Consider the following 21,386-nt stretch of genomic DNA (forward strand, 5'->3'; position numbering starts at 1 on the left):
GCCCCGCCCGCACCGCCGGAGGCATCCGGCACCCGAACCACCCGTGCCGTCTGGAGTCACCCTGTGTCCGTAGCCCCGGTCCCCCTCCCCGAGTCCTCCACGCCGCCCTGCCATGCGGTGGTGCACCGGCTGCCCGCCGGCCTGACCGTGGCGGACTGCCGTGCCCGGCTGCGCGAGTCCGCGGCGGACGGTGCCACGGCCGGACCGGCGGCCGAGGAGCCCCCGCGGGTATGGGCCGAGCCGGTCCCGGGACCGTCCGACGGCCCGCTCGCCGCGCGGCGCCGACAGCGCGAGACCCGCACCGGGATCAGCCCCTCCGCCGCCTCCCCGCTCCGGTTGACCGTGCTGGAGTACGCGGACGGGGTACGGGACCTGGTCGTGGCCGCCCGCGCCGACCACGTCGGGCGCCGGGAGCTCGACCGGACAGCCGGAACGGTCCTGCGGGGCATGCCCCCGTACTCCGGGGGCGAGGAACACGGCTTCGTCCCCAAGGGGGCGGTACGGGCCGATGCCGACGGCCTCGTCGCGCTCGCCCCGATGACGCTGCCGGCCCCGCGGGGAACCGGACGGGAGGCGACCGGACCCGACCCGGCCCGGCTGCTGACGGCAGCGCTCGCCCTCGTACTCGCGCGGACGCTGGGCGACCGGGATCCGGTCCTGGACGTCAGCTCCCCCTCGGGCGCCTTCGCCGTACCCGTCTCCGCCCTGGACGAGGACGCCCAGGTCACGGCTTTCCTCGCGGCCGCGCACACGGACACGGACACGGACACGGACGGTGACAGCATCCGCGTCCGTCTGCAGCTCGACGCCGCCCCCGCCGCAGAGGGTCTCCTCCTCTACGCCCCGCCGCTCTGCGCCCCACACGCTCTCACGCTCCACGCCGCCCCGGACGCCGACGGCTGTCTCGTCCTGCGCGGCTGGTACCGGCCCGAGGAATTCCCCGCCGCACTCGCCGCACAGTGGGGCGCGCTCCTCGCCACGGCCGCCGACGGCCTGGCCGGAGCCGCCCCGGACGCCACAGCGGCCGGGGTGGAGCTGCTCGGCCCGGCGCGGCGGCGCGAGGTCCTGGAGCTCGGCGGCCTCGGCCGCAAGGGCCCGGCGCCCCGGCTGACCATCCCCGAACTGGTCCGTTCCCGCGCCGCCGAGACCCCGGACGCGATCGCGCTGACCGACGGCGACACCCACCTCAGCTACCAGGAGCTGCTCGCCCGGGCCGAACTGACGGCCCGGGCGTTGCGCGGGATCGGGGTCCTCCCCGGCGACCGGGTCGGCGTCTGCCTGGAGCGCACGGCGGACCTGGTGGTGTCACTGCTCGCCGTGCTCGTCACGGGCGCCGCCTATGTCACGCTCGACCCCGCATATCCGGCCGACCGGCTCGCCTACACCGCCGAGGACGCCGGACTGGGCGTCGTCCTGGTGGACGACGAGGCGGCCGCGCAGGACGGCCCGTTCGCCTCGCGGGTCACCGTGTCGCCCCAGACGCTCCTGGAGCGGGCCGCCACCGCCCCAAAGGCCCCGGCCCGGTCGGCGGACCCCGATGCTCCGGCGTACGTCATCTACACCTCGGGCTCCACGGGACGCCCCAAGGGCGTGGTCGTGCCGCACCGCAATGTGGCGGCCCTGATCGCCACGACCGGTGAGGACTTCGCATGCGGCGCCGAGGACACGTGGGCCTGGTTCCACTCGGCCGCCTTCGACTTCTCGGTGTGGGAGATCTGGGGCGGACTGGCCACCGGCGGCCGGGTCGTGGTGGTTCCGTACTGGACCTGCCGCTCCCCCCGCGACTTCCGCGAGCTGCTAGTACGCGAGCGGGTCACCGTGCTGAACCAGACGCCCTCCGCCTTCGCCCGCCTCATCGACCTGGAACGCGAGGAGGCGGTGCTCGGCTCCGTGCGCCTGGTGATCCTGGGCGGCGAACCGCTCGACCCGGCCCGGCTCCTCCCCTGGTTCGACGCCCACCCCGAGTCCGCGTGCCGAGTGGTGAACATGTTCGGCATCACCGAGACCACCGTGCACGTCACGGCCCGAACCATGACCCGCGAGGACGCGCTGACCGGGAACCGTTCAGTGGGCCGAGCCATCCCGGGCTGGTCGGTGCGGATCCTCGACGGGAGCCGCAGGCCCCTGCCGCCGGGCGTACTCGGAGAGATCGCGGTGGCGGGCGACGGCCTCGCCCAGGGCTACCTGGAGCGGCCCGAGCTGACGGCCCAGCGCTTCGTCACGGCCCCCGTGGACAGCACGCGCCTGTACCTCAGCGGAGACCTGGGGATGCTGCGTCCCGACGGGGAGCTGGAGCACCACGGGCGCATCGACTCCCAGGTGCAGCTGCGCGGCCACCGCGTCGAGCCGGACGAGATCCGGCACGTGCTGCTCGGCCACGAGGCGGTGCGGGACGCCGCCGTGGTGGTGGCGCGGAAGGAGGGCGACGAGGACGCCGCCCGGCTCGACGGCTATGTCGTGCTGAGGGGCGGGGACGCACGTGAGATCCGGCGGCACGCGGCCCGCACCCTGCCGGAGTACATGGTGCCGAGCGTGGTCGCGGTGCCGGAGATCCCGCTCACGGTCAACGGGAAGACGGACGTGGTCCGTCTCGCGGCACTGGCCGCCGAGGCCGTGCCGCAGCCCCCGGCGGTGCCTCCCGTACCGGAGACACGGGAGGCACCGGCGGCCGGCGCGGAGGCCCCCGAGAAGGACCTCGACGCGCTTGTGCTGGCCGCGTGGCGGACGGTCCTGGGGACCGACGCCACCGCCGAGGAGGATTTCTTCGACCTCGGCGGCAACTCCCTGCTGGCGCTACGGGTGTGCCACGCGCTGCGGGAGGCCGGCCTCGCGGCCGGGGTCAGGGACATCTACCAGTTTCACACGGCGGCGGGCCTGGCCGCGGAACTCCGCCGGCGTGCCCGGCCCGAGGCCGGGGGCGGCGGGTCGTGACCGTCCTGGGGCGTGACCGCCCACCCCGCTCTCAGGAGACGGCCCGGGAGCTGAGGCCCGTCCGGGCGTCCACGCCGGTACGGGAGAGCGGATCGCGGTGGTCGTAGGAACGGCCGACGCAGGCGGCGACCTCGGCGCGGGAAGCGACCGCCAGCTTCTTGAAGATCCGGCCGAGGTGCGTCTCCACCGTCTTCTGGCTGACGACGAGCGCACGGGCGATCTGGCTGTTGGTCCGCCCATTGCTCACCAGGACGGCGATCTGGAGCTCCCGCTTGCTCAGTACGTCGAGCGCGTCGGCCGCCGCCACCTCGCCCCCGAGCACGGTGAAGCGCCCGATGCCGCTCCGGCCGGGGCCGGAGGCGAGCGCCGCGTGGATGCCCTCGGACCGTTCCCGCAGGTACGGGCTGTCGGTACGGCGGGCCGCCGCGACCGCGACGGAGGCGTGCCGTACCGCGCCGTGCGGGTCCCCGACGCCCGACTCGACCCGGGCGAGCGCCCCCGCGAAGAGCGGGACCACGCTGTGGAAGCGCCGGCCCTCGGCCATGCTGAGGCCGCGTTCCAGATGCCCGATCGCCACCTCGGGCCGCTTCAGCTCCGCCTCGGCCCGGGCCAGCCAGATCAGCCCGTCCAGGTGCTCGACGAGGTCGTCGTCCCGCAGCGGGGCGAGCAGCCGGGCTGCGGCCTCCGTCTGGGCCCGCGCCCTGGCCACCGTGCCGCCGCTCTCGCGAAGCCCTGCCATCGCACTGAGCGCGTGGACCCGCACCTGCTCACCGGTCGGCAGGGCCTCGACCAGGCCGAGAAGTTCCGCCACCGGCTCGGCAGGCACCGGCCTGTCCAGGTGGAGGGTGCAGGACACCCAGTCGGCAAGCAGCTCGGCCCGCTCCACGGGGCCGAGGCCGGGCGCCGAGCGCACGGCCGTGGCCAGTTCACGCTCGGCCACATCCGCCTCGCCGAGCATCCGCCGTGCCCAGGCCGTCCACAGCAGCGCCTCCACGGCATGGGCGTGGGAGGCGGCGCTCCCGCCCACGCGCTGGAGCACTTCCAGGCTGCGGCCGAGCTGGCCGGAGAGGGCGAGTGCGCTGCCCAGGACGGTCGTGGCCCAGGCCTCGTCGCCGCCCGAGTCGCCGATGGTCAGCGCGGTCTCGGCCCAGGCGCAGGCGTCCATGGCGTCCGTCCACCGGTGCCCGGCGGCCGCGTCGAGCAGGAGGCGGCTGGTGCGGCTGTCCTCGCCCGCGATCTGGAACTGCAGGTGTTCCGCGAGCCGGACGTCGTCGGTTCGCTGCCGGGCGAGCAAGCGCGCGGCGCGGGCGTGTGCGCCGAGCAGCCAGCCGGGGCCGGCCGACTGGTGGGCGGCGGCCCGGAGCAGGGAGTTGCTGAACCTGAGGTGCCGGGCATTCGCGTCGGCCTCGAAGATGTCCTGTCCGGCGAGTTCGTCGATCGCCGTGTGCAGTTCCTCGTCGTCGACCTGGGAGACGGCTTGCAGGACGTTGAGGCTGAACGGTTCGTCCAGGATCGCGGCGGCGCGGGCCACCCGCCAGCCCAGCGGTGACAGGGCGTGGAAGTCTCGGAGCACTTCGGCCAGGGCCTCCACGGGCAGGTTGGTCCTGGAGGGCCACTGGGGATGCAGCGGAAGCCGCATCGCGGCGAAGGCCTTGAGGAGCCCGGGGTTGTGATCCGATTCCTCCAGGAGCAGCGAGCTCTGCACCCGGCTGATGTCCTCCGGCAGCAGGGCTCCGGCTTCTTCGGCGGAGAGCCGGGGCGGTGCGACCCGGCGGGCCTGGCCGTCCCGTACGACCTCGTTGAGCACGGTGTGCAGTTGGAGGCTGCTCTGGCGCGGCCGATGTGCCAGAGCAAGCAGCACGGTTCCGCGCGGGGGATGGCGCACGAGGTGTTCCAGGAGCTCCAACGAGCCCTCGTCGGCCCAGTGCACGTCGTCCAGGACCAAGAGCAGACCGCGCGAGGACGCGGCCTCCTCGAGAAGCCCGCGTACGGTGCGGAAGTTCTGGTACCGGAGGACCGGGTCGTCCCGCAGCTCGGCCGTCCCCTCACCAAGCCCCAGCAGTCCGTCGAACGCGCGCCTGGCCCACTCCTCCTGCCCTTCCTCCCGCGTCTCGACACCACCCCTGGTCAGGAGGTCGTCCATCACGCCGAGGAACAGTCCGAAGGGGGGCCGGGCCGACGAGGGCTGCACGGCCGCGCGTCCGACGGCGACCCGCCAGCCGCGTTCCTCCGCCTCGTCGGCCAGCCGGGCAAGCAGGGTGCTCTTCCCGGTCCACCGGCCACCGGTCACCTCGAGGACGTGGACCGAGGGCGCCGGATCCAGCAGCAAATCAGTCACATCGACAGGCAATCCCGATATTTCAGACATAAGCGTTCCCCCACGCATGCAAGAATTCCGCCAATGGGTGGTAGGCGGCTTGGAGTTGACGGTACAACGGATGTGTTCTCGATGATCACAGAGGGGCAGGGGTGTTGAAAAGCCCTGACGATCTCGCAAATGTGCTGGTCAGGCGATGCTCAGAAGGTCGAGTGGGCGAGCGAAGGACTCGCAGGACGTACGGCGGAGGCCGACGGCGATGGTGCGGGGCCCGGCGGTGCGGAGGCCGTTGATCGCCAGGTCCCGCGAGGTCGCTGTGTTCTCCGGGCCGTGACCTGTGCGGACCCGGGAGGCGTCCTCGGTGAAGGTGGTGCCGCGGACGGGTGTCCTGACCTGGGGGTTCTGGCCTGGGTGTCCTCGTCTGGGTGTCCTGGTCTGGGGGTCTCTGCCGGAACCGCGCAGAGGCCCTGCTGTCCCCCACCCCGGGGAACGGACCGGAACCCGGGAAGGGGGTTCTGGTACAGATCTTGAGAGGTCCTTTTAATCGGCGAAGTCTTCCTGCTCTCAACTCGTTCCGGTGTCGAGGTGTGACATGCGAGGCCTTGGTGCACCAACGTGGCCGGTGGGAGTCGGCGCGAGCCCGCATTGCCGGTCCTATCCAATGAGGCCTGTTTCGCTCCACGAGGTACCCATACCGGCGATTATTCTCACCGTGCCGCGCACGAACCCGATACACGCGAGGCGCGAGTGCGGCACCGAGGTGCGTGAAGCGGTGCAAACCAGATGAAAACGACCTCTGACTGTCGTGTCACGTCGAAGAGGGCGTCGCGTCCACACACCGAGGGGATCGGCAGCAAAAAGCCGCGGCGATGCCCCATACAGGGCGGGTAGCAATTGACGATGTCGACTGAAGCCCTTGACCCAATCGAACGTCTCTTGGCCGAGCGAGCTTGCGAGCGTCTGATCGTCGAGTTCGTGCGCCGCCTTGACCTGGGAGATCCGGGCAGCGTCGCGGACCTCTTCACGCCTGACGGGGTGTGGGAGTGGCCTCACGGCGACCGCAGGGTGGAGGGGCGTGAGGCGCTCCGCCGCTACTTCGGTTCGCGACCCAAGGACCGGCTGTCACGGCGCATGTCGACGAACATCTTGGTCACGGTGAATTCTGCGTGGGCGGCCACCGCCACCTCTTACTTCGCCACTTACCGGGTCGACGGCTATACCGACGGCATGGTGCCCCCGACGCTCCCCGCGAACGTGGGCCACTACGAGGACACGTTCCGGAAGGTCGAGGACACCTGGTTCCTAGCCAACCGGGTCACGCTCCTGCCATTCGGCGGAGAGACGGTGCGTCTCAGCCACCCCGACCAATCATGACTGTGGGGCCCAACCCGGCTATGTCCGTCCGGCGCCATCGCGCTGGCCCGGCGACTTCACCGCGAACCCACGGATCCGACGTTGCGAGGCACGGCGACAGCCCCTCGCGTACCTCGTGCGGGTGAACGGATAGTCGTACTGCTGCGGCGGTTGAGGACGGGCTTGGACGATCGGCCACCGTGGCACGGGCGCCGATGGACCTTGATGAGTCGGTTGAGCACTGGACGCTGCTGAAGGACGAGCAGACGCTCGTGGCGGGCAAGCGAGGTGCGACGAGACTGGGCTTCGCCGTACTGCTGAAGTTCTACACGCAGTACGGTCGGTTTTCCCCGGGGCCGGTTCGAGCTGCCGGGCGAGGCCGTGGCGTTCGTCGCGCGGCAGGTGCAGGTGCCTGCGTCCGAGAGGGGGGCGTACGAGTGGACCGGCCGGAGGATCGAGTACCACCGTGCGCAGATCCGCGGGCACCTGGGCTTCCGTGAGTGCACTGTTGCGGAGGCGGACAAGCTGATGGCCTGGCTGGCCGAGCACGTCGCGTGCAAGGAACGGCGGCCGGAGCAGGTGCGGGTGGATCTGTTGGCCCGCTGTCGTACGCGGTGCATCGAGCCGCCCGCCCCGGGGCGGTGCGACCCAGCGGTAACCCGCCCTGAACGGGCGGCCGGCTGTACCGGGCCGAGCGCCCTGTGTCGACGACGCAGGCATGAGCCACGACGTCCTTGGCGAGCGGGGCTTCCTGGCCCGCACAGAACCGATTCCACGCGGGTCAGGAAGCGGGTCAGAGAGTCACCCCTTTACCGCCCGCCGCCCTTCCTCTTTACAGATGCCCGGTGGCGCCATGGCCGTGTGACTCGCACCAGCCACCATCCCATTACGAGGGTGGCTGCACTTGCCAGGGGCACACCGATGACGATCGGGGTGGGAGCACCCGCCCAGTGCAACAGCAGGCTGAACAGCCCCGCCAGCAGGACAACCGGCAGCAGGGCGGCGAGACCGTCAAAGGGTTGCGGTGCCGGGAGCCCCTGCCCAGCTCGGCGGTACCCCGACCATTTGCGTACGAGCTTCTTCTTAGCTCTGTCTACATGTGCTCCCACGGTGCCTTCCTTGATGCCGAGATGCTCGCCGATCTCATGCTGCGTGTCGCCGCGCACCCACGTCATATAGAAGGCATGACCCTGATTTTTCGTCAGGTCGTTGCTTTCCTTTCCTCCTGTGCCCTGCGTTGGCCGCCTCCGTGGGTGCCCGCTGAGCATGTCGTCCACCATCAGGCGGACAAACACCACACGTTCAAGGTCGGTGTGCCTGGCGTGGAGGGGCAAACGGTGGGGTGTGGCCGCGGCGTCGAGCCCTGTCAGATCTGCTGGCGCATCGCGCCGGTACTGCTTGCAAGCCTCACCGAGCTTGCGCTCAGCCACCTTCCGCAGATACGCCTTGGGGTGCTGGATCTCGGTCCATTTTGCACACAGAGACAGGTAGGCTTCCTCGAGGGCATCCTGGACCGCGTCCTCGCCGGCTTGTTGAGGAAGGCCCGCTTCCTTGGCCTCGTGGCAAAGGTGCTTCAGCAGCGGCGCGAGATTCACCTCAAGGAACTGCTTGACCTCTTCCGCGTGCGCTGGGGTCTCAGGCGTTCCGGCGCTGGGGTCGGGTTCGATGGTCATGCGCGCTCGTGCCTCTCCGTCTGTGCGCGGAGGACGGGGGCGGGGGTGGCCTCAGGGTGGGCGCCCTGCCTGGCGCGTGCCAGATCAGCACGGGCCCGCAGGATCAAGACTTGGGCAAGCGCATCGGTACAGCACCCGACGATTCGCAGGAGAGCGATCGTCAGGACCAGCCTGTCAGGATCGAGCATCATCAGGAAGCCTCCTACCGGAGGCGGTGCCGATCCGGGTCTGGATCGCCACTTACCGCCTCACTTATCCTGTGGCGATTCGAGGCGCCTTCATTTACCTGCAGCCGCGACTTCTTCGGACTACTGGCGAGCGCGGTCCCGGCGTTGCCTGCCGCCTCGCTCTTGGGCGCGTTGCGCCAGCATCAGCCCGACCGTGAACAGAATCGCGGGAATGACCAGGTCAGTTGCCATGAGGCGCGACTGGTGATCGCTGCGGCCCGCCGCTGCGCCAACGCTCAGGATCACCCAGAACCTCCTGCGATCTTCCAGGCGTTCCCTGCTCTCTTGCGTCACCGCCCTCGCCGCCGCACAGTCCCGAGGACGACGAGTACGGCCCCGACGGCCGCAAACAACCACAGGGACCATTTGATCCGGTCCCCAGAGATCGTTTTGATCACGGCGGTGATGAGCATGGTGAGCAGCAGAAGCGCGCCTGCGGCGATGAAGTTTGTCCCCCGGCTGCGCCGAGCTCTTCGGCGAGGCATGGCGACTGAGCCTGTTGCCGAGCCGACCTGCTGGATGACACTGGCCACTTTCCGCAGCTCGGCGCGGGCACGGTGGCTGTCGCCCTCGGTTTGGCCGGCCACATACTGCCCAGCTTTGATGGTCTCCTGCACCTTCACGGTCGTCCCGTCATGGCAGGTGAAGCAGATGTTCGCGCGTGTGTGGTGCAGCACGGTCGCTGCGCGGATGTCTTCGTAGGCCAGGCTGACATCTGAAACCCTCTGCTCTCCCGAGCGGAGTTCATCCACCAAGGCGGCCATCCGCGCCTTGCTGAAATCCCGTCTGTTGCCCGGGAGGAACACAAGACCACGGGAGCAGATCAGAACGTCGTAGAGGCGTCCAAAGAGGTTTCCGTTCACTCGCGCGTTTGCCATCGCGCCGATCACGTCTGCGTCGACGGACGCGGCAGAGGGTATGGGGTGGCCAGCATCCTCCCTCACACGAGCCTCGGCCAGTGACTGCTTAACACCTGGGACGGACTTTGGCTCGCTCACTGCATCGTTGGCCCACGACCACACGTCCATGGGTGTGCCGTCGCTAGCCAGGAGATCAATCTGCCAAGGCCATGACTGGTGCCAGTGGGCGGCCTCGCAGCTTACGGCGGTGACAGCCAAGGCGCTCGCAAGTCCGCTTGTGAGCAGGTAGGTGGGGTTGATGTCCAATGATTCGTCGGTATCGTCCCATCTGGCTTGGGTCGGTCGGGCCCGTGTGAGCGCGGCTGCGAGCGGCGCCGCCGCCCCGTCGGCGAGCACCTTCAGCACGTCAGTGAGGCCTGCGTCCGCCTGCTTGGCGAAACGGGCAGTGACGCGGTAAAGCACATCAGCGGCATCACTGTGCTTCGCTTGGCACACGGAGCGAACGTGCTCTGTCAGCGGGCGTGGCTCCGGGCGTTGCAGAGCAGGGAACAGCAGCATGTCGAGTCTCGTGCCGAAGGTGTCCAGCCCCTCCTTACCGTTAAGGTCGGGGCCGGGCACAATAGTGTCAAAAGCGGGGAGCAAGTCACTGGCGGGTCGTTCATCGGCTGGCGACGGCGACCAGTCCGCAGTGTCCATCTCGCGCATAGCGCCGATTCGTAGGGAGACTGGCGGGTGCGTGTCCCACCGAGAGGACTCTGAGGGCTTCGGTAGAGGCCCAGCGCCAACTGGAATGGGCACTGCGGTAAGAAACCCGCGGAAGTTCTCATGGATGCCAGCCAGCACATAGTCCCGCGCCTTGTCTACATGGCATGCGTCCAGGTACTTCGCCCAGTACTGGTCAGTGTCCACGTGTTTGCGCAGCGCGCTGATCGCGGGAGCCTTGCCTGCCAGGGCGACCGCCGCACGGTCGGCCGCGAGCTCCTGCCGTTGCTGGATCGGCCGTGCCACTGTGTGGAAGATCCACGAATACCCGAGAAGGAAGGGACGTACCAGCCAGATGAGCTGAACATCGCTGGCGAAGGGGTCCATCCGGGCGATCGCCCTTTGGAGCGCAACGCTTCCCTGGAAGACCACCGGGTCAAACCGTGTATCCCGGCGGGCGTAGTGACTCAGCTCATGCACGAGCACCGTCTTAAGCTCGCCCACACTCAGGCACATGAGTCCCGCGACGCCGAGACGAAGCTGACGACGCCCAGGCAGCAGCCCCAGCCATTCCGCTTCCTCGGCCACGTGCACATCTGTGCCGGCCATGAGGACGATCTCGTCCGGCGGTCGCACCTCAAGGCGTGCCGCCAGGTCGCCGACAAGCTCCCACAGTTCGGGAATGCAGGCTGTGTCCAAACTGACACCCTCGGGCGACGGCGCCTTGGCGGCGGCACGCCAGGCGGTGACTGTTATCGCGATGACCGCCACTGTCAGCATGGCAAATCTGAGGGTATTGCCACTGAGCCCGTAACCTTTACTGCTATCGATCAGCACGTACCACGCGGTGACGGCTACCAGTCCCACCGCAACTGCCAGCAGGAGGATGACAAGCCCTGCGAGCAGCATCACCGCGGCCACTGCTCGCATCCAGATGGTGGGAGGGGCGTCTGGCAGACGCCGATGGCCGAGGTCACTCATTGGCGAAACCCCATCCAGCCAGCAGCCTTCTGGGCCACAGCCCGAATGGGGGCCGTTCGCAGGACTCAGCTTCGTGTCGGATGCGGCGATTCAGGACCTGGAAGGCGGCCTCCGGCTCGTGATCTTCACGATCGGTGCTCTGCAGAATGCCCCGCGGCGAGGGCGCAGCGCCGACTGATAACACGATTGGGTGATCCATATCCCCCCCAAGCACCGGAAAACCACGGTAGTGCGTGGGTTTGCCGATGTGTATCGAACGCGCTGTTCGAAAGTGCGGGAGACAACTTGCCCTCAGGGAGTGTCCCGTCTCCAAGGAGCTGGTCCCGTGCGACGCCCCTCACCTGCGACGACCAGATCGGTTGAGACACACAGCCGAGCCGAATCCTGATTGATATTGAGCTGGTCCGCGCAGATATTTCGCCAGCACGCCGAACAGGCGTCCACGGTGTCTGATCTGGGCATCTCAAGCGACCTGGTTCGCCACGAGCAAGTCGGACCAGGTCGCTTGAGACGGGGACCAGTTCGCCGGAGACGGGACAGCGAGTCTTGCTTCGTTAACCGGCTCACGACTTCTTGGACTGTCGGTAAACGATGGCGAGCTCAAGCGGTCAGCGCATCACCGCTGTTCAGAAGGTCAGCGTAGATCTCTGTCGGAGTGCGGTAGCCGTGGGTCTTGCGCGGACGGTGGTTGAGTTCGTGGGCGATGGCGTCCAGGTCAGCCTGGCTGAACGTGCGGAGGTCCGCACCCTTGGGGAGGTACTGCCGAAGCAGCCGGTTGGTGTTCTCGTTGGTGCCTCGCTGCCACGGACTCCGCGGCTTGCAATGGTAGATCGGCATCCTGGTCTCGGTGGTGATGGCCTGGTGCTCGGCGATCTCCCGGCCGCGGTCCCAGGTGAGCGTCCGCCGCAGTTGGGGCGGGATGCCGAGCAGACTCCTGGTGCGCGAAGTGACCTGCTCGGCCCTGATGCCGTCCGGCAGCGCGACGATGGCCGTGTGGCGGCTGGTGCGCTCGACGAGCGTGGCGACCGCCGAAGGCCGGGTGCCCATCACGAGGTCGCCCTCCCAACGACCAGGGACCTTGCCGTCCTCGACCTCGGCGGGGCGGGCGGTGATGGACACCATGCCGCGAATGATGCCCCGCCCGGTGGGGCCGACGGGCGATCTTCGGGCGGCGCATGGGCCGGGCTGACCGCAGGCGCTGAGTGAGGCTGCGGTCGATCGCCTACCGCCGACGAGGGTTGCTTGGCCTGCTTGGCCCGGCGCCCCGTCTCCGGTCTTTATGGGAGTCCCCACTTTCGGAGAGTTTACCGGCCGTGCCATCGATGTCGAGGAAGCGCTTCCGTAGTTCCAGGGGGAGGTCCTACCTTCTCGCATCCGGCTGCAGCCAGCGCACTCAGCCCCATCAACAGCCGGGCAGACCACACACGCCTCGCCGAAGGACCTGTGGAGTCCAAATTTGCAATATCTGTTCTTCTACGTGCCCTGAATGTGGGTTCAGCGTGCAGCAGGCGCTGAGGCAAGACATTTTTAGGCGGCGGCGCCGCCGTCGACGACGAGGTCGCTGCCGACCACGGAGGCGGCGTCCGGCGAGGCCAGATACAGCACCGCTGCTGCGATCTCGGCGGTGGATGAGACACGCCCCAGCGGGGAGACTCTCTTCATCCGGTCGGCGCGGTCGGCGTCGGTCTCACCGGGGCGCAGTGACATGGGTGTGGCGGACGGGCCGGGACTTACAGCGTTGATGCGGATCCCCTCGGCTATGTGGTCCAGAGCAGCTGCCCGGGTCAACGCGGAGACGGCCGCTTTGCTGGCGATGTAGCCGGCCAAGCCCGGAGTGCGGCGGTGGGCGCCGAGGTTGGCGGCGATGTTGACGATCGCGCCGCCGGTGGGCTGGTTACGCATCTGGGCGATTTCGGCCTGGAGACTGAACAGGACGCCGGTGACGTTGATGTCGAGCAGGCTGCGCCAGTCCTCCTCCGGGAGGTCGGCTACGGGTGCGCCGCCCCGGAAGACTCCAGCATTGTTGACGGCGACATCGAGGCTGCCGAAGTGTTCGACGGTGCGGCCGACCAGAGCTTTGACGTCCTCGGAGCGGGTTACGTCGGCGGTGACCGCGGCCGCTGTGCCTCCCTCCTTCTCGATCAGGGCGACTGTCTCGTCGAGCGATGGCGCGGTACGTCCGGCCGCGACCACCGAGGCCCCTTCGGCGGCGAAAGCGAGAGCGATGGCCCGGCCGATGCCGGAGCCTGCTCCCGTGACGAGGACGGTCTTGCCGGTGAAACGTGCGGTCATGGTGATGACTTTCTTGGTCGATACTCGGTTTATTTGGTGCGGGCATTGAGGAAAGCAGCAGCGGTGAAGGCAACCGTCATCGCGGCGAGTGAGGTGGCGTCGGAGCCCAGAGTGAGAGCGGCAGCGAAGATGACGGTGGGGCCCAGTTCCATCGCGGTGTTCATGACGCCGCCCGCGAGTCCGGTCTGCTGCGGCTCCACCCCGTCTGTCGCGAGGACAGCAGCCCCCGCGAAGCTGGCGGCTCCGCCCGCCGGCAGCGTGAGCAGGCCAGGGAGGAGTCCGTACACATACGGGGTGTGCGGTGCCAGACCGGTGAGTGCGAGCAGCGCGAGACCCGTCGCGGAGAGAGTGAGCCCGGAGGTGGTAACGGCTGATGCTCCGTATCTGGCAATGAGCCGGCCTGTGATACGGCCCGTTACGAGCAGTGCCACCGCGAAGGGAACGAAGGCGGCGGAAGTCTGCAGCGCCGACCAGCCGCGGTCCTGCTGGAGATGGAGCGAGAGCAGGACGAACGTCGTGGCGGTCCCGGCAGCGGTCAGGCCGATGGCGGCCAGCGCGAGGGCTCGGCGGTGGTCGCGGAGGAATTCGAGGGGGAGCAGAGGGTCGTGGGCGCGGCGCTCAGTGGTCAAGAACCCTACGAGGAGGGTAGCTCCGGCGAGCAGGGGGGCAAGGACGGCCGACGATCCCCAAGGATGAACATCGGTGACGACGAGGCCGTAGCTGACCAGGGTGATTCCGGCGGTGGCGAGAAGCGCACCCAGCGGATCCAGGGAGCGGTTTCGCTCGCCCGGGGTTGGGGGAAGCAGCCGCGGTGCGAGGACGAGGGCGAGAGCGCCCACTGCGACCGGGACGGCGAAGGCCAGCCGCCAGGACGTGAGCGCCGAGATGACCCCGGAGAGCAGGTTCCCTGCGGTCGCGCCCACGACCGAGAGACCACCCCAGGTGACCATCGCCCTCGCGTATGCAGCGGGTTGGGGGAAGACCGCGCGTAGCACGGCCATGGCGGCGGGCGCGGTCAGCGCCGCACCGACCCCTTGCCCGAAGCGCGCGGTGAGCAGCGTTTCCGGACCCGGGACGAGCAGCGTGGCAAGGGACGCCGCAGTGAACACAAGCAGCCCGGCGGAGAGGCCGCGTCGCCCACCGAACCGGTCGGCGACGCGGCCGCCGAAGAGGAGCAGTCCGGAGAAGGCCAACCCGTAAGCGGCGCTGAGGAGAATTAAGTCGTCCCGGTCGAGGGAGAACTCGCGGCCGATACGGGGTAGCGGCACGGTGAGCGAAGTGAGCGTGAAAATGAGCGACATCTGTACGGTGCCGAGCAGCGCGAAGGCTGCGCCGGACGCAGCCGCGGTCGAGGTGCCTGCGGGCGTGGCGTTCCACCACCGCGTCACGGCCACTTCTCCCCCATCTATTTGACTGACCATTCCATAATTAGCCGATGAGGCATCCGCACCAGGTGGTGCGCTGTTCAGTCCAGCAGCCTCAGTGCCTGCTCGGCCGCGTCCCGCACCCGGCCCGGGTCATTCGACGCCTTGCCGACCACCCGCAGGCCTTGCATCAGCACCAGCAGCATCCGTGCGAGCGTCCGCGGATCGCGATCCGCGGATAGTTCGCCCTGTGCGTGGGCCCGCTCCAGCGCTGAGTGCAGCAGGGTCTCGATGTGCGCCCAGCTTGCCTCGACCCGGCGGGCCGCCGCCGGGTCTTGCGCACCCAGCTCGGCGGCAGTGTTGGTGACGAAGCACCCTTTGCCACGCTGATCGTTGGAGCTCGCCTCGGCCGCGAAACGCCGTACCACCGTCCGCACGACAGGCAGTGCAGGGCCCGGCTGGGACAGTTCGCACAGAAGACCCGCATCCCGGCTCTCGTTGTACCGGTCCAGCGCCTTCAGATACAGCTCGTGCTTGTTGCCGAAGGTCGCGTAGATGCTGGCGCGCCCGATGCCGAGGCGTTCGACGAGGTCCGCCATCGAGGTCGCCTCGTAGCCACGCTGCCAGAACAGCTCCAGGGCTGACTGCAGTGCGGCGTCCGGGTCGAATTCCTTGGTTCTGGCCACGCTCGAAACCCTAGAAGATATTGAAACGATCGGTCAAGTATTTTCTGAAGCTAACGGCGTCACCAGGGATGCTGCCCGCATGCTCATCTCAGGCATGCCTGGCGCATCACCATTACTCGTCGTTCAGAGAAGCCCTGTACGACGTGGACGCGGCCGGGCTGCGTGTTGCCCTGCGGGGCGGTGTCGATGTGCGGGGCCAGCCGGTCCCAGGTGTGGGTGGTGACCCGCCCGAGGACCAGGGTGGAGAAGTTCTCGCGCGCCTCCGGGCCGAGGGGGCGGTTGAGGTGGCCGGCGAGGAGGACGCGCATGCGGGCCTGGCGGCCGGCGAAGAGGAGTTCCTTGAGCGCGGCGATGGCGGGGGACGTCTTCGGGTCGCCCTCCCCCCGGACCGTGTCCCAGTGGCGGGCGAGGTGGCGCAGGGTGGCGTCGGCGGCCTCGAACACCACGGTCAGGCGCGGCAGGTCGTCGGCGTCGCCGTGCTGGTCGATGTGGTCGATACAGCGCCCCAGTTCGGCCTGGAGACCGACCAGGGCGTCGTGGATGTCGGCGATGTCGCGGCAGTAGGGCTGGACCATCGAACGCACCATGGCCTGGCTCGCCGGCTGCCGACGCCTCCACCGCCGCTACGAACGCAAAGCCACCCACTTCCTGGCCTTCACCAGCATCGCCTGCACACTCATCTGCTACCGCCGACTCACCGAATAAGATGACTTGTTAATCCCCCGGCCTGTGCACGCCGGGGAATACTGCAGCTCGCGCATACGACCGCGTTACCAGTGAACCTGGGCCGATCAGACAACTCACGCCATCCACGAGTCCCAGACCCTGCGTATCGCACGCGTCCACGAAGCCCCTGCCTACGAGACCGCGTGGACCGTGGCCGCCTACGAAAACGCCCGTCTCCGAGCGCATGTGGGTCCTCACCGCGACCAGCGCCAGCCCCGCCCCGGTCCTGGTGAGTGCGTCCGGTGTACCTCGCCCCCGCACACCGGCCGACGCCGCCGACCGATCGAGCACGGAGATGCGATGAAGGACTTCCAGGACCTCACCGACCCCGGGATCAACAAAGCCGCATTGCGGGCGCTCGACCTGACGCGCGCCTACGCCGCACGCGACCGCGCCGCGATCATCGAGCACCTGGAGCCGGACCATCTGGCGCACACCGGGGCATCCGTGCACGTGATCGGGCAGTCGACCCCGTTCGACCTTGACACGGTGACAAGGTCTTGACTGCTTCCCGAGGAGGTGGTCCCGATCACCATGACGAGAGGGGACACGGATGCGGTACGAGCGCTCCAGGGGCTGGAGGACAGTCGTTCGTCCGTGCGACTGCGGGCTGCTCTGGCGGTCGGTACGGCGCCTGACCCGTGCTTCGTCGACAAGCTCATCGAACGATGCGCGATCGAGCCCGAGTTCTTCGTCCGCGATACGCTGACCTGGGCGCTTACCCGCCACCCGGTGTCCCTGACGCTCCCCAAGCTGCTCCGCGAAGTCCACTCGGAGCGTGCGCAGGCACGCAGCCAGGTGCTGCACACGCTGTCCAAGATCGGGGACCGGCAGGCGCGGCCGGCGATCACACGGGCGCTGTTGCCCGACGCCGACCACGAGGTGGCGCGGAGCGCCTGGCGGGCCGCGGTCGTGCTCGTGCTCGTGCCGGAAGGCGAGGAGTCCGCCCTGGCCACGGTCCTGGCGACGCAGCTCGGGCGCGGTGAGCAGGAGACGTAGCTGAGTCTCAGCCAGGCGTTGGTCGCACTGGGTAAAGTGATCGTGCCGGTCCTGCATGCCGCGACGACGGCTGATGACCCGCGCGTGCGCACGCACTCGCAACGCAACGGCTGCTGCGCGACCCGGACGCCGGATTCGAGCTGGCGATCAAGGAGGCCAAGCGCGTCGTGGCCCTCGAAGGGGCCCCTCAGGACGGACGACAGAGCCGTGAACTCGCCTTCGCCGTCCTGCTGGCCGCCGGGGCCGGCGGTCTGGTCCTGGCCCTCGGACTCGCCGAACGCCGCCGCACTTTCGCCATCGCCACAGTCCTCGGTGCCAAGAGCGGCCAGTTGCGCGGCATGGTCCTCACCGAGGCCCTGCTGCTGGCCGCCGACGGTCTGGCCGGGGGCGCGCTCATCGGGTGGGCGCTGTCCGAGATGCTCGTGAAGGTCCTGACGGGCGTCTTCGTTCCGCCGCCCGCGAGCCTGTCGGTGCCCGGCGGCTACCTGGCCCTGACCGCGGGCGCGGCCGTCGTCGCCGTACTGGCCGCCGCGCTGAACGGCATCCGCAGCGCCGGCCGGCCCGCCGTGGAGGAACTGCGCGACCTGTGAGCGGCCGGGAGCGGGCGGGCAGAGCGCCCCGCCCGCTCCTACGCTGTCCAGCATGCGCACGCACGCGACCGCCGCTCCCAGCCGCCACCGCGTCCTCGTCGTAGAGGACGACGACACCATCGGCCGCCATCTGGAAACCGGCCTGCGCGGCAACGGCTACACACCGACCTGGAGCCGGACGGGTTCCGCAGCCCTGGCCGAGACCGCGCACACCCCGTACGACGTGCTGCTGCTCGACCTGGGGCTGCCCGACATCGACGGTCTGGACGTCGCGCGCGCCGTGCGCGCCCGGCACCCAGACCTCCTGATCGTCATCCTGACGGCCCGCACGGACGACATCGACGTCATCGCCGGGCTGGACGCGGGGGCCGATGACTACCTCGTCAAGCCGTTCAGCCTGACCGTGCTGCTCGCCCGGCTCCGCGCCCATCTGCGCCACCGGGTCGTCGCCACGCCGCCGCAGCAACCCCTCCGGCTGGCCGACCTCGACCTCGACGTCGTGGCCCGCCGCTGCCGTCAAATTCGGATCCGTGGAAGAGGTCGTGCTCCGGCTGAAGGAGCTTTTGTTCCCGTCGATCGCGAACGTCGCGGTGCTGTCGGTGGACGTGAACATCGCGATAGTGCGTGTTGACGTGCAGTGCACCACGGCTGGCGCTGCCTGCCCCGAGTGTGGGGCCTGGTCGACCCGCGTTCACAGTTCCTACCTGCGGCTTCCCGCCGACGTGCCGAGCGCCGGGCGAAGGGTTGTGCTGCAACTTCGCGTCCGGCGGTTCCGGTGCCCGACGACGTTGTGTCCGCGCCGGACCTTGGTGGAGCAGATATCCGGCCTCACCCGAAGGCACGGTCAGCGCACGGAACGACTGCGTTCGACCCTGGCCGCCCTCGGTCTCGCCCTGGCCGGCCGGGCCGGCGCCCGGCTGGCCGCCGTCCTCGGCGTGTCCGTGAGCCGGAGCACGGTCTTGCGCCTGGTCAACGCGCTTCCCGAGCCGGAAGTACCGGCGCCGAGGGTGGTCGGCGTCGACGAGTACGCCATCCGCAAGGGCCGCCACTACGGCACTGCCCTGGTGGACGTCGAAACCCGCCGTCCGATCGATCTCCTCCCGGACCGCAAGGCATCCAGTCTGGCAGCCTGGCTCGCTCGGCGGCCAGACGTCGAGGTGGTCTGCCGGGACCGAGCACCGTTCTTTGCCGAGGGCGCCGCCGCCGGAGCGCGGTCCAGGCCGCGGACAGGTGGCATCTCTGGCACAACCTGAGCGAAGCCGCCGAGCGAAGTGTTGCCCAACATCGCCGCTGTCCGGATGTCCTGACATCCGCGTCACCTGAGCCCCAGCCCGCGACGGTCCCGGCCGTGGACCCGGCCACTTCGCCATGGCCACGCGGACGCCGGTTTCGCCGACCGGACCCGGTCCCGGCAACGCAGCCGTGCACGCCCTGCTGAAGGCAGGGAACAGCCAACGCTCGATCCAGGGACAGCCCGGGATGACCTGGCGGACCGTCAAACAGTTCGCCGACGCTGCGAAGCCGGAGGACCTGTTCACCGGCCAATGGCAGCACCGGCCCTCCGTCCCCGACGACTACAAGCCCTACCTGGACGACCGTTGGAACGAAGGCTGCACCAACGCCTGGAAGCTGTGGGAAGAGATCGTGCCGCTCGGCTACGAAGGCTGCTACCAGCGCGTTCGCGCCTACCTGCACGACAAACGCACCTCACCACGGCCGGTGACCGCACGGCCGCCCCCGCCCCGAACGGTCGCCGGATGGATCCTCCGGCACCCCGACAACCTGACCGAGTCCGAGCAGATCCAACCCAAGTCCGTCCGGACGCACTGCCCCGAACTCGACGCTCTGACCAGCCACGTCCGGTACTTCGCGACCATGCTCACCGAGCGCCAGGGCCAACGCCTGCCGGACTGGCTCGAGGCCGTCCGGCAGGACGACCTGCCCAGCCTCCACGCCCTCGCCGCCGGCATCGACCGAGATCGCGATGCCGTCATCGCCGGCCTGACCCTGCCCTGGAACTCCGGCGTCGTCAAAGGCCATGTCAACCGGATCGAGCTGAGCCAGAACCTTTCTTGGGACAGCGTTTGTCGACCGGCTCCGGAGTCATTGGGCGATCAGTAGGCTCATGCCTGTCAAGGGGAAACGACGGCATTGTCGTGGCTGCGAACGTGGGGCAGCCAGCCGCCCGTTAGGGCGGCGGTCAGGTCGCATTCCCCCGTCCGGTCAGCTATGACATCACGCTGTGTGAGACATACCTGAGGCGTAGCGAGTGCTCACCCGATAGGCGGATGGAGCTCGTTCTAGCAGTGGATGTCGCGCTGCTGCGGTCGATGCGATGGTCAGTGCATGGTCGGTGCGACAGGGACGACGAGGGCGCCTCGGCGCACGTGGTGGCGGCGCTGGGTGGGCCGGGCAACGATGGTGTGGGCGGTGGTGTATGCCGGCTTCGGCCTGGCATGCGCGCTGAGCGGGACGCCGCTGCTCTACCTGGGCAGCGACCCGGGGCCCTCGGCGCTGGGCTGGGGGGTGGCGGGGGTGGGGGCGCTGGCGGCCCTGGCCTGTGGCGCGGTGGCGCGGTACGGACTGCAGTCGGCGTTGCGGGTGCTGCTGTGGGTGGTCTGCGCGCTGGCCGGGATGGCCGCGTTCGGCTTGCTGATGGACATCATCACACTGGCATTCGGTCAGGGGGTGGACAGTGGTGTGGCCGCGGCGAACCATGCGCTGGCGGCGGCCGGAGTCCTGCTGCTCGCGGCCACCGCCCGGTCCGTCCGCCGCACGCCCGCCGCCGCCGCCGTGCGGGCCCCTTCCGCCGCCTCCGGGCCGGTCCAGTTCGCCGCCTGCGCCGGAACGGCGGCTTTTCTTCCCTACGCGGCGATGAAGCTCATCTGGGCGTTGGGCGGCACCTTCGCCGGGATGACCGGCGAGGAAATGCTCGCCATATCCAAGCGCAATGGTGCGTCAGGAATCTGGCTCACCCTGGAGTCCTGGGGCCTGGACGGCACCGCGCTGCTGGCTGCGCTCGGCGCCTTCCTGCTGTGGGGCCTGGTCCGTCCGTGGGGCCAGGTCTTCCCGCGCTGGGCGCTGTGGCTGCGCGGCCGCCGCGTCCCCCGCTGGCTCCCCCTGGCCCCGGCCTTGATCGGCGCCGCCACCCTGGCTCCGTACGGGGTGTTCGGTGTTGGCTACGTGGCGCTGGCCACGGCCGGCATGGTGACGATGCGGCGAGGCGACTTCCACTCCTCGAGCGATGCACTGCTGGTCGCCTGGATCGGCATGACCGCGTTCGCGGTCTATGGAGTCGCACTGATTGTCGCTGCCCGCTCGTACTGGCTCCGGACCCATTCCACCCACCAGACGCGCGTCAACGCAGAGTGACCGCTCGCGGCCAGTTAACTTCCCACCAACTGGCGGCCCATGGGGGCTCGACTTCGTCGGCATACTCGCGTAGCTGGGGCCGGCGGTGTCGCCGGGGATCGGGGCCCGGGACCTCTCCGGGCGAGACCCGTCGCGCGGCTACGTTCCGTACTGCTCACAAGCGCGCGGAGGTCAACGCTGAGATATCACGTCCGCCCCCGAAATACGGCCTGGAGGCCCCTACAGGCTTCGAGAAACGGGACAACTACGTACACAGTTGAAGCGGGTGACACCTTTCCAGGGGAGGGTGGCAGCCGGTGTCACGCTCACGCCC

At 69.2% G+C, this 21,386-nt stretch carries 15 protein-coding genes and 5 pseudogenes; 12 read left to right on the plus strand and 8 right to left on the minus strand.

Annotation, left to right across the window (positions count from 1 at the left end):
• Positions 1 to 63: 63 nt before the first annotated feature.
• Positions 64 to 2,931, plus strand: a complete 2,868-nt coding sequence (locus tag D9753_RS00530) for a non-ribosomal peptide synthetase (RefSeq protein WP_240467964.1) — start codon at positions 64 to 66, stop codon at positions 2,929 to 2,931.
• A gap of 31 nt (positions 2,932 to 2,962) precedes the next feature.
• Here the strand turns inward: D9753_RS00530 and D9753_RS00535 are convergent, their stop codons facing one another.
• A complete protein-coding gene (locus D9753_RS00535; RefSeq protein WP_163010565.1) occupies positions 2,963 to 5,269 on the minus strand; it encodes a LuxR C-terminal-related transcriptional regulator in 2,307 nt (768 codons plus the stop codon).
• Positions 5,270 to 6,148: 879 nt separating this feature from the next.
• On the opposite strand from D9753_RS00535, the gene D9753_RS00545 reads away from it, so the two are divergent.
• Together D9753_RS00545 and D9753_RS39170 are read left to right on the plus strand one after the other, a co-directional pair.
• Entirely contained in the window at positions 6,149 to 6,622 is a 474-nt protein-coding gene (locus tag D9753_RS00545; protein ID WP_121785245.1) for a nuclear transport factor 2 family protein, read from the plus strand.
• 345 nt (positions 6,623 to 6,967) lie between these two features.
• A pseudogene (locus tag D9753_RS39170) lies at positions 6,968 to 7,228 on the plus strand (DUF4158 domain-containing protein); the annotation flags it as partial.
• A gap of 182 nt (positions 7,229 to 7,410) precedes the next feature.
• Here D9753_RS39170 and D9753_RS00555 read toward each other — a convergent pair.
• From D9753_RS00555 to D9753_RS00590, 7 genes and pseudogenes are all read right to left on the minus strand, one after another.
• Positions 7,411 to 8,274, minus strand: coding sequence for a sigma-70 family RNA polymerase sigma factor (locus tag D9753_RS00555; protein WP_121785246.1), 864 nt, complete (start codon positions 8,272 to 8,274; stop codon positions 7,411 to 7,413).
• 517 nt (positions 8,275 to 8,791) lie between these two features.
• A complete protein-coding gene (locus D9753_RS00565; protein ID WP_163010566.1) occupies positions 8,792 to 10,984 on the minus strand; it encodes a M48 family metallopeptidase in 2,193 nt (730 codons plus the stop codon).
• A 660-nt stretch (positions 10,985 to 11,644) separates the two neighbouring features.
• Positions 11,645 to 12,266: pseudogene (locus D9753_RS00570) on the minus strand (IS30 family transposase); the annotation flags it as partial.
• 305 nt (positions 12,267 to 12,571) lie between these two features.
• Positions 12,572 to 13,336: an SDR family NAD(P)-dependent oxidoreductase gene (locus D9753_RS00575; RefSeq protein ID WP_121785249.1), complete on the minus strand. Its 765-nt coding sequence runs from the start codon at positions 13,334 to 13,336 to the stop codon at positions 12,572 to 12,574.
• 29 nt (positions 13,337 to 13,365) lie between these two features.
• Positions 13,366 to 14,757 (minus strand): MFS transporter, encoded by a 1,392-nt coding sequence (locus tag D9753_RS00580; RefSeq protein WP_121785250.1) that lies wholly within the window; start codon positions 14,755 to 14,757, stop codon positions 13,366 to 13,368.
• A gap of 44 nt (positions 14,758 to 14,801) precedes the next feature.
• Positions 14,802 to 15,386, minus strand: a complete 585-nt coding sequence (locus tag D9753_RS00585; RefSeq protein ID WP_121785251.1) for a TetR/AcrR family transcriptional regulator — start codon at positions 15,384 to 15,386, stop codon at positions 14,802 to 14,804.
• 83 nt (positions 15,387 to 15,469) lie between these two features.
• Positions 15,470 to 15,961 (minus strand): hypothetical protein, encoded by a 492-nt coding sequence (locus D9753_RS00590; protein ID WP_163010567.1) that lies wholly within the window; start codon positions 15,959 to 15,961, stop codon positions 15,470 to 15,472.
• Here D9753_RS00590 and D9753_RS00595 point away from each other — a divergent pair.
• From D9753_RS00595 to D9753_RS36245, 9 genes and pseudogenes are all read left to right on the plus strand, one after another.
• Positions 15,954 to 16,091: pseudogene (locus D9753_RS00595) on the plus strand (IS5/IS1182 family transposase); the annotation flags it as partial. The gene D9753_RS00590 and the pseudogene D9753_RS00595 overlap by 8 nt on opposite strands.
• A 75-nt stretch (positions 16,092 to 16,166) precedes the next feature.
• Positions 16,167 to 16,341 (plus strand): annotated as a pseudogene (locus D9753_RS39175) (DUF317 domain-containing protein); the annotation flags it as partial.
• 71 nt (positions 16,342 to 16,412) lie between these two features.
• On the plus strand, positions 16,413 to 16,616 hold the full coding sequence (locus D9753_RS00605) for a hypothetical protein (RefSeq protein ID WP_121785253.1): 204 nt from the start codon (positions 16,413 to 16,415) through the stop codon (positions 16,614 to 16,616).
• 24 nt (positions 16,617 to 16,640) lie between these two features.
• Positions 16,641 to 17,311, plus strand: a pseudogene (locus D9753_RS00610) (HEAT repeat domain-containing protein); the annotation flags it as partial.
• A 57-nt stretch (positions 17,312 to 17,368) separates the two neighbouring features.
• Positions 17,369 to 17,701 (plus strand): FtsX-like permease family protein, encoded by a 333-nt coding sequence (locus D9753_RS38595; protein ID WP_394346793.1) that lies wholly within the window; start codon positions 17,369 to 17,371, stop codon positions 17,699 to 17,701.
• A gap of 52 nt (positions 17,702 to 17,753) precedes the next feature.
• Positions 17,754 to 18,332, plus strand: coding sequence for a response regulator (locus tag D9753_RS00620; RefSeq protein ID WP_394346664.1), 579 nt, complete (start codon positions 17,754 to 17,756; stop codon positions 18,330 to 18,332).
• On the plus strand, positions 18,232 to 18,954 hold the full coding sequence (locus tag D9753_RS00625; RefSeq protein ID WP_163010568.1) for an ISL3 family transposase: 723 nt from the start codon (positions 18,232 to 18,234) through the stop codon (positions 18,952 to 18,954). The genes D9753_RS00620 and D9753_RS00625 overlap by 101 nt, the downstream gene beginning before the upstream one ends.
• Before the next feature lie 169 nt (positions 18,955 to 19,123).
• Positions 19,124 to 19,822, plus strand: a complete 699-nt coding sequence (locus D9753_RS36240; RefSeq protein ID WP_163010569.1) for a transposase — start codon at positions 19,124 to 19,126, stop codon at positions 19,820 to 19,822.
• Positions 19,823 to 20,131: 309 nt separating this feature from the next.
• Positions 20,132 to 21,073, plus strand: a complete 942-nt coding sequence (locus D9753_RS36245) for a hypothetical protein (RefSeq protein WP_240467967.1) — start codon at positions 20,132 to 20,134, stop codon at positions 21,071 to 21,073.
• Positions 21,074 to 21,386 lie beyond the last annotated feature (313 nt).

It is taken from the genome of Streptomyces dangxiongensis, assembly GCF_003675325.1.
Lineage (GTDB): Bacteria > Actinomycetota > Actinomycetes > Streptomycetales > Streptomycetaceae > Streptomyces > Streptomyces dangxiongensis.

What these genes read in the sequence shown, in the direction of transcription:
- D9753_RS00580 (WP_121785250.1), bottom strand. Translation starts at nt 14,757, where the DNA reads ATGGTCAGTCAAATAGATGGGGGAGAAGTGGCCGTGACGCGGTGGTGG.
- D9753_RS00590 (WP_163010567.1), bottom strand. Translation starts at nt 15,961, where the DNA reads ATGGTCCAGCCCTACTGCCGCGACATCGCCGACATCCACGACGCCCTG.
- D9753_RS00555 (WP_121785246.1), bottom strand. Translation starts at nt 8,274, where the DNA reads ATGACCATCGAACCCGACCCCAGCGCCGGAACGCCTGAGACCCCAGCG.
- D9753_RS00605 (WP_121785253.1), top strand. Translation starts at nt 16,413, where the DNA reads ATGAAGGACTTCCAGGACCTCACCGACCCCGGGATCAACAAAGCCGCA.
- D9753_RS00575 (WP_121785249.1), bottom strand. Translation starts at nt 13,336, where the DNA reads ATGACCGCACGTTTCACCGGCAAGACCGTCCTCGTCACGGGAGCAGGC.
- D9753_RS00620 (WP_394346664.1), top strand. Translation starts at nt 17,754, where the DNA reads ATGCGCACGCACGCGACCGCCGCTCCCAGCCGCCACCGCGTCCTCGTC.
- D9753_RS00545 (WP_121785245.1), top strand. Translation starts at nt 6,149, where the DNA reads ATGTCGACTGAAGCCCTTGACCCAATCGAACGTCTCTTGGCCGAGCGA.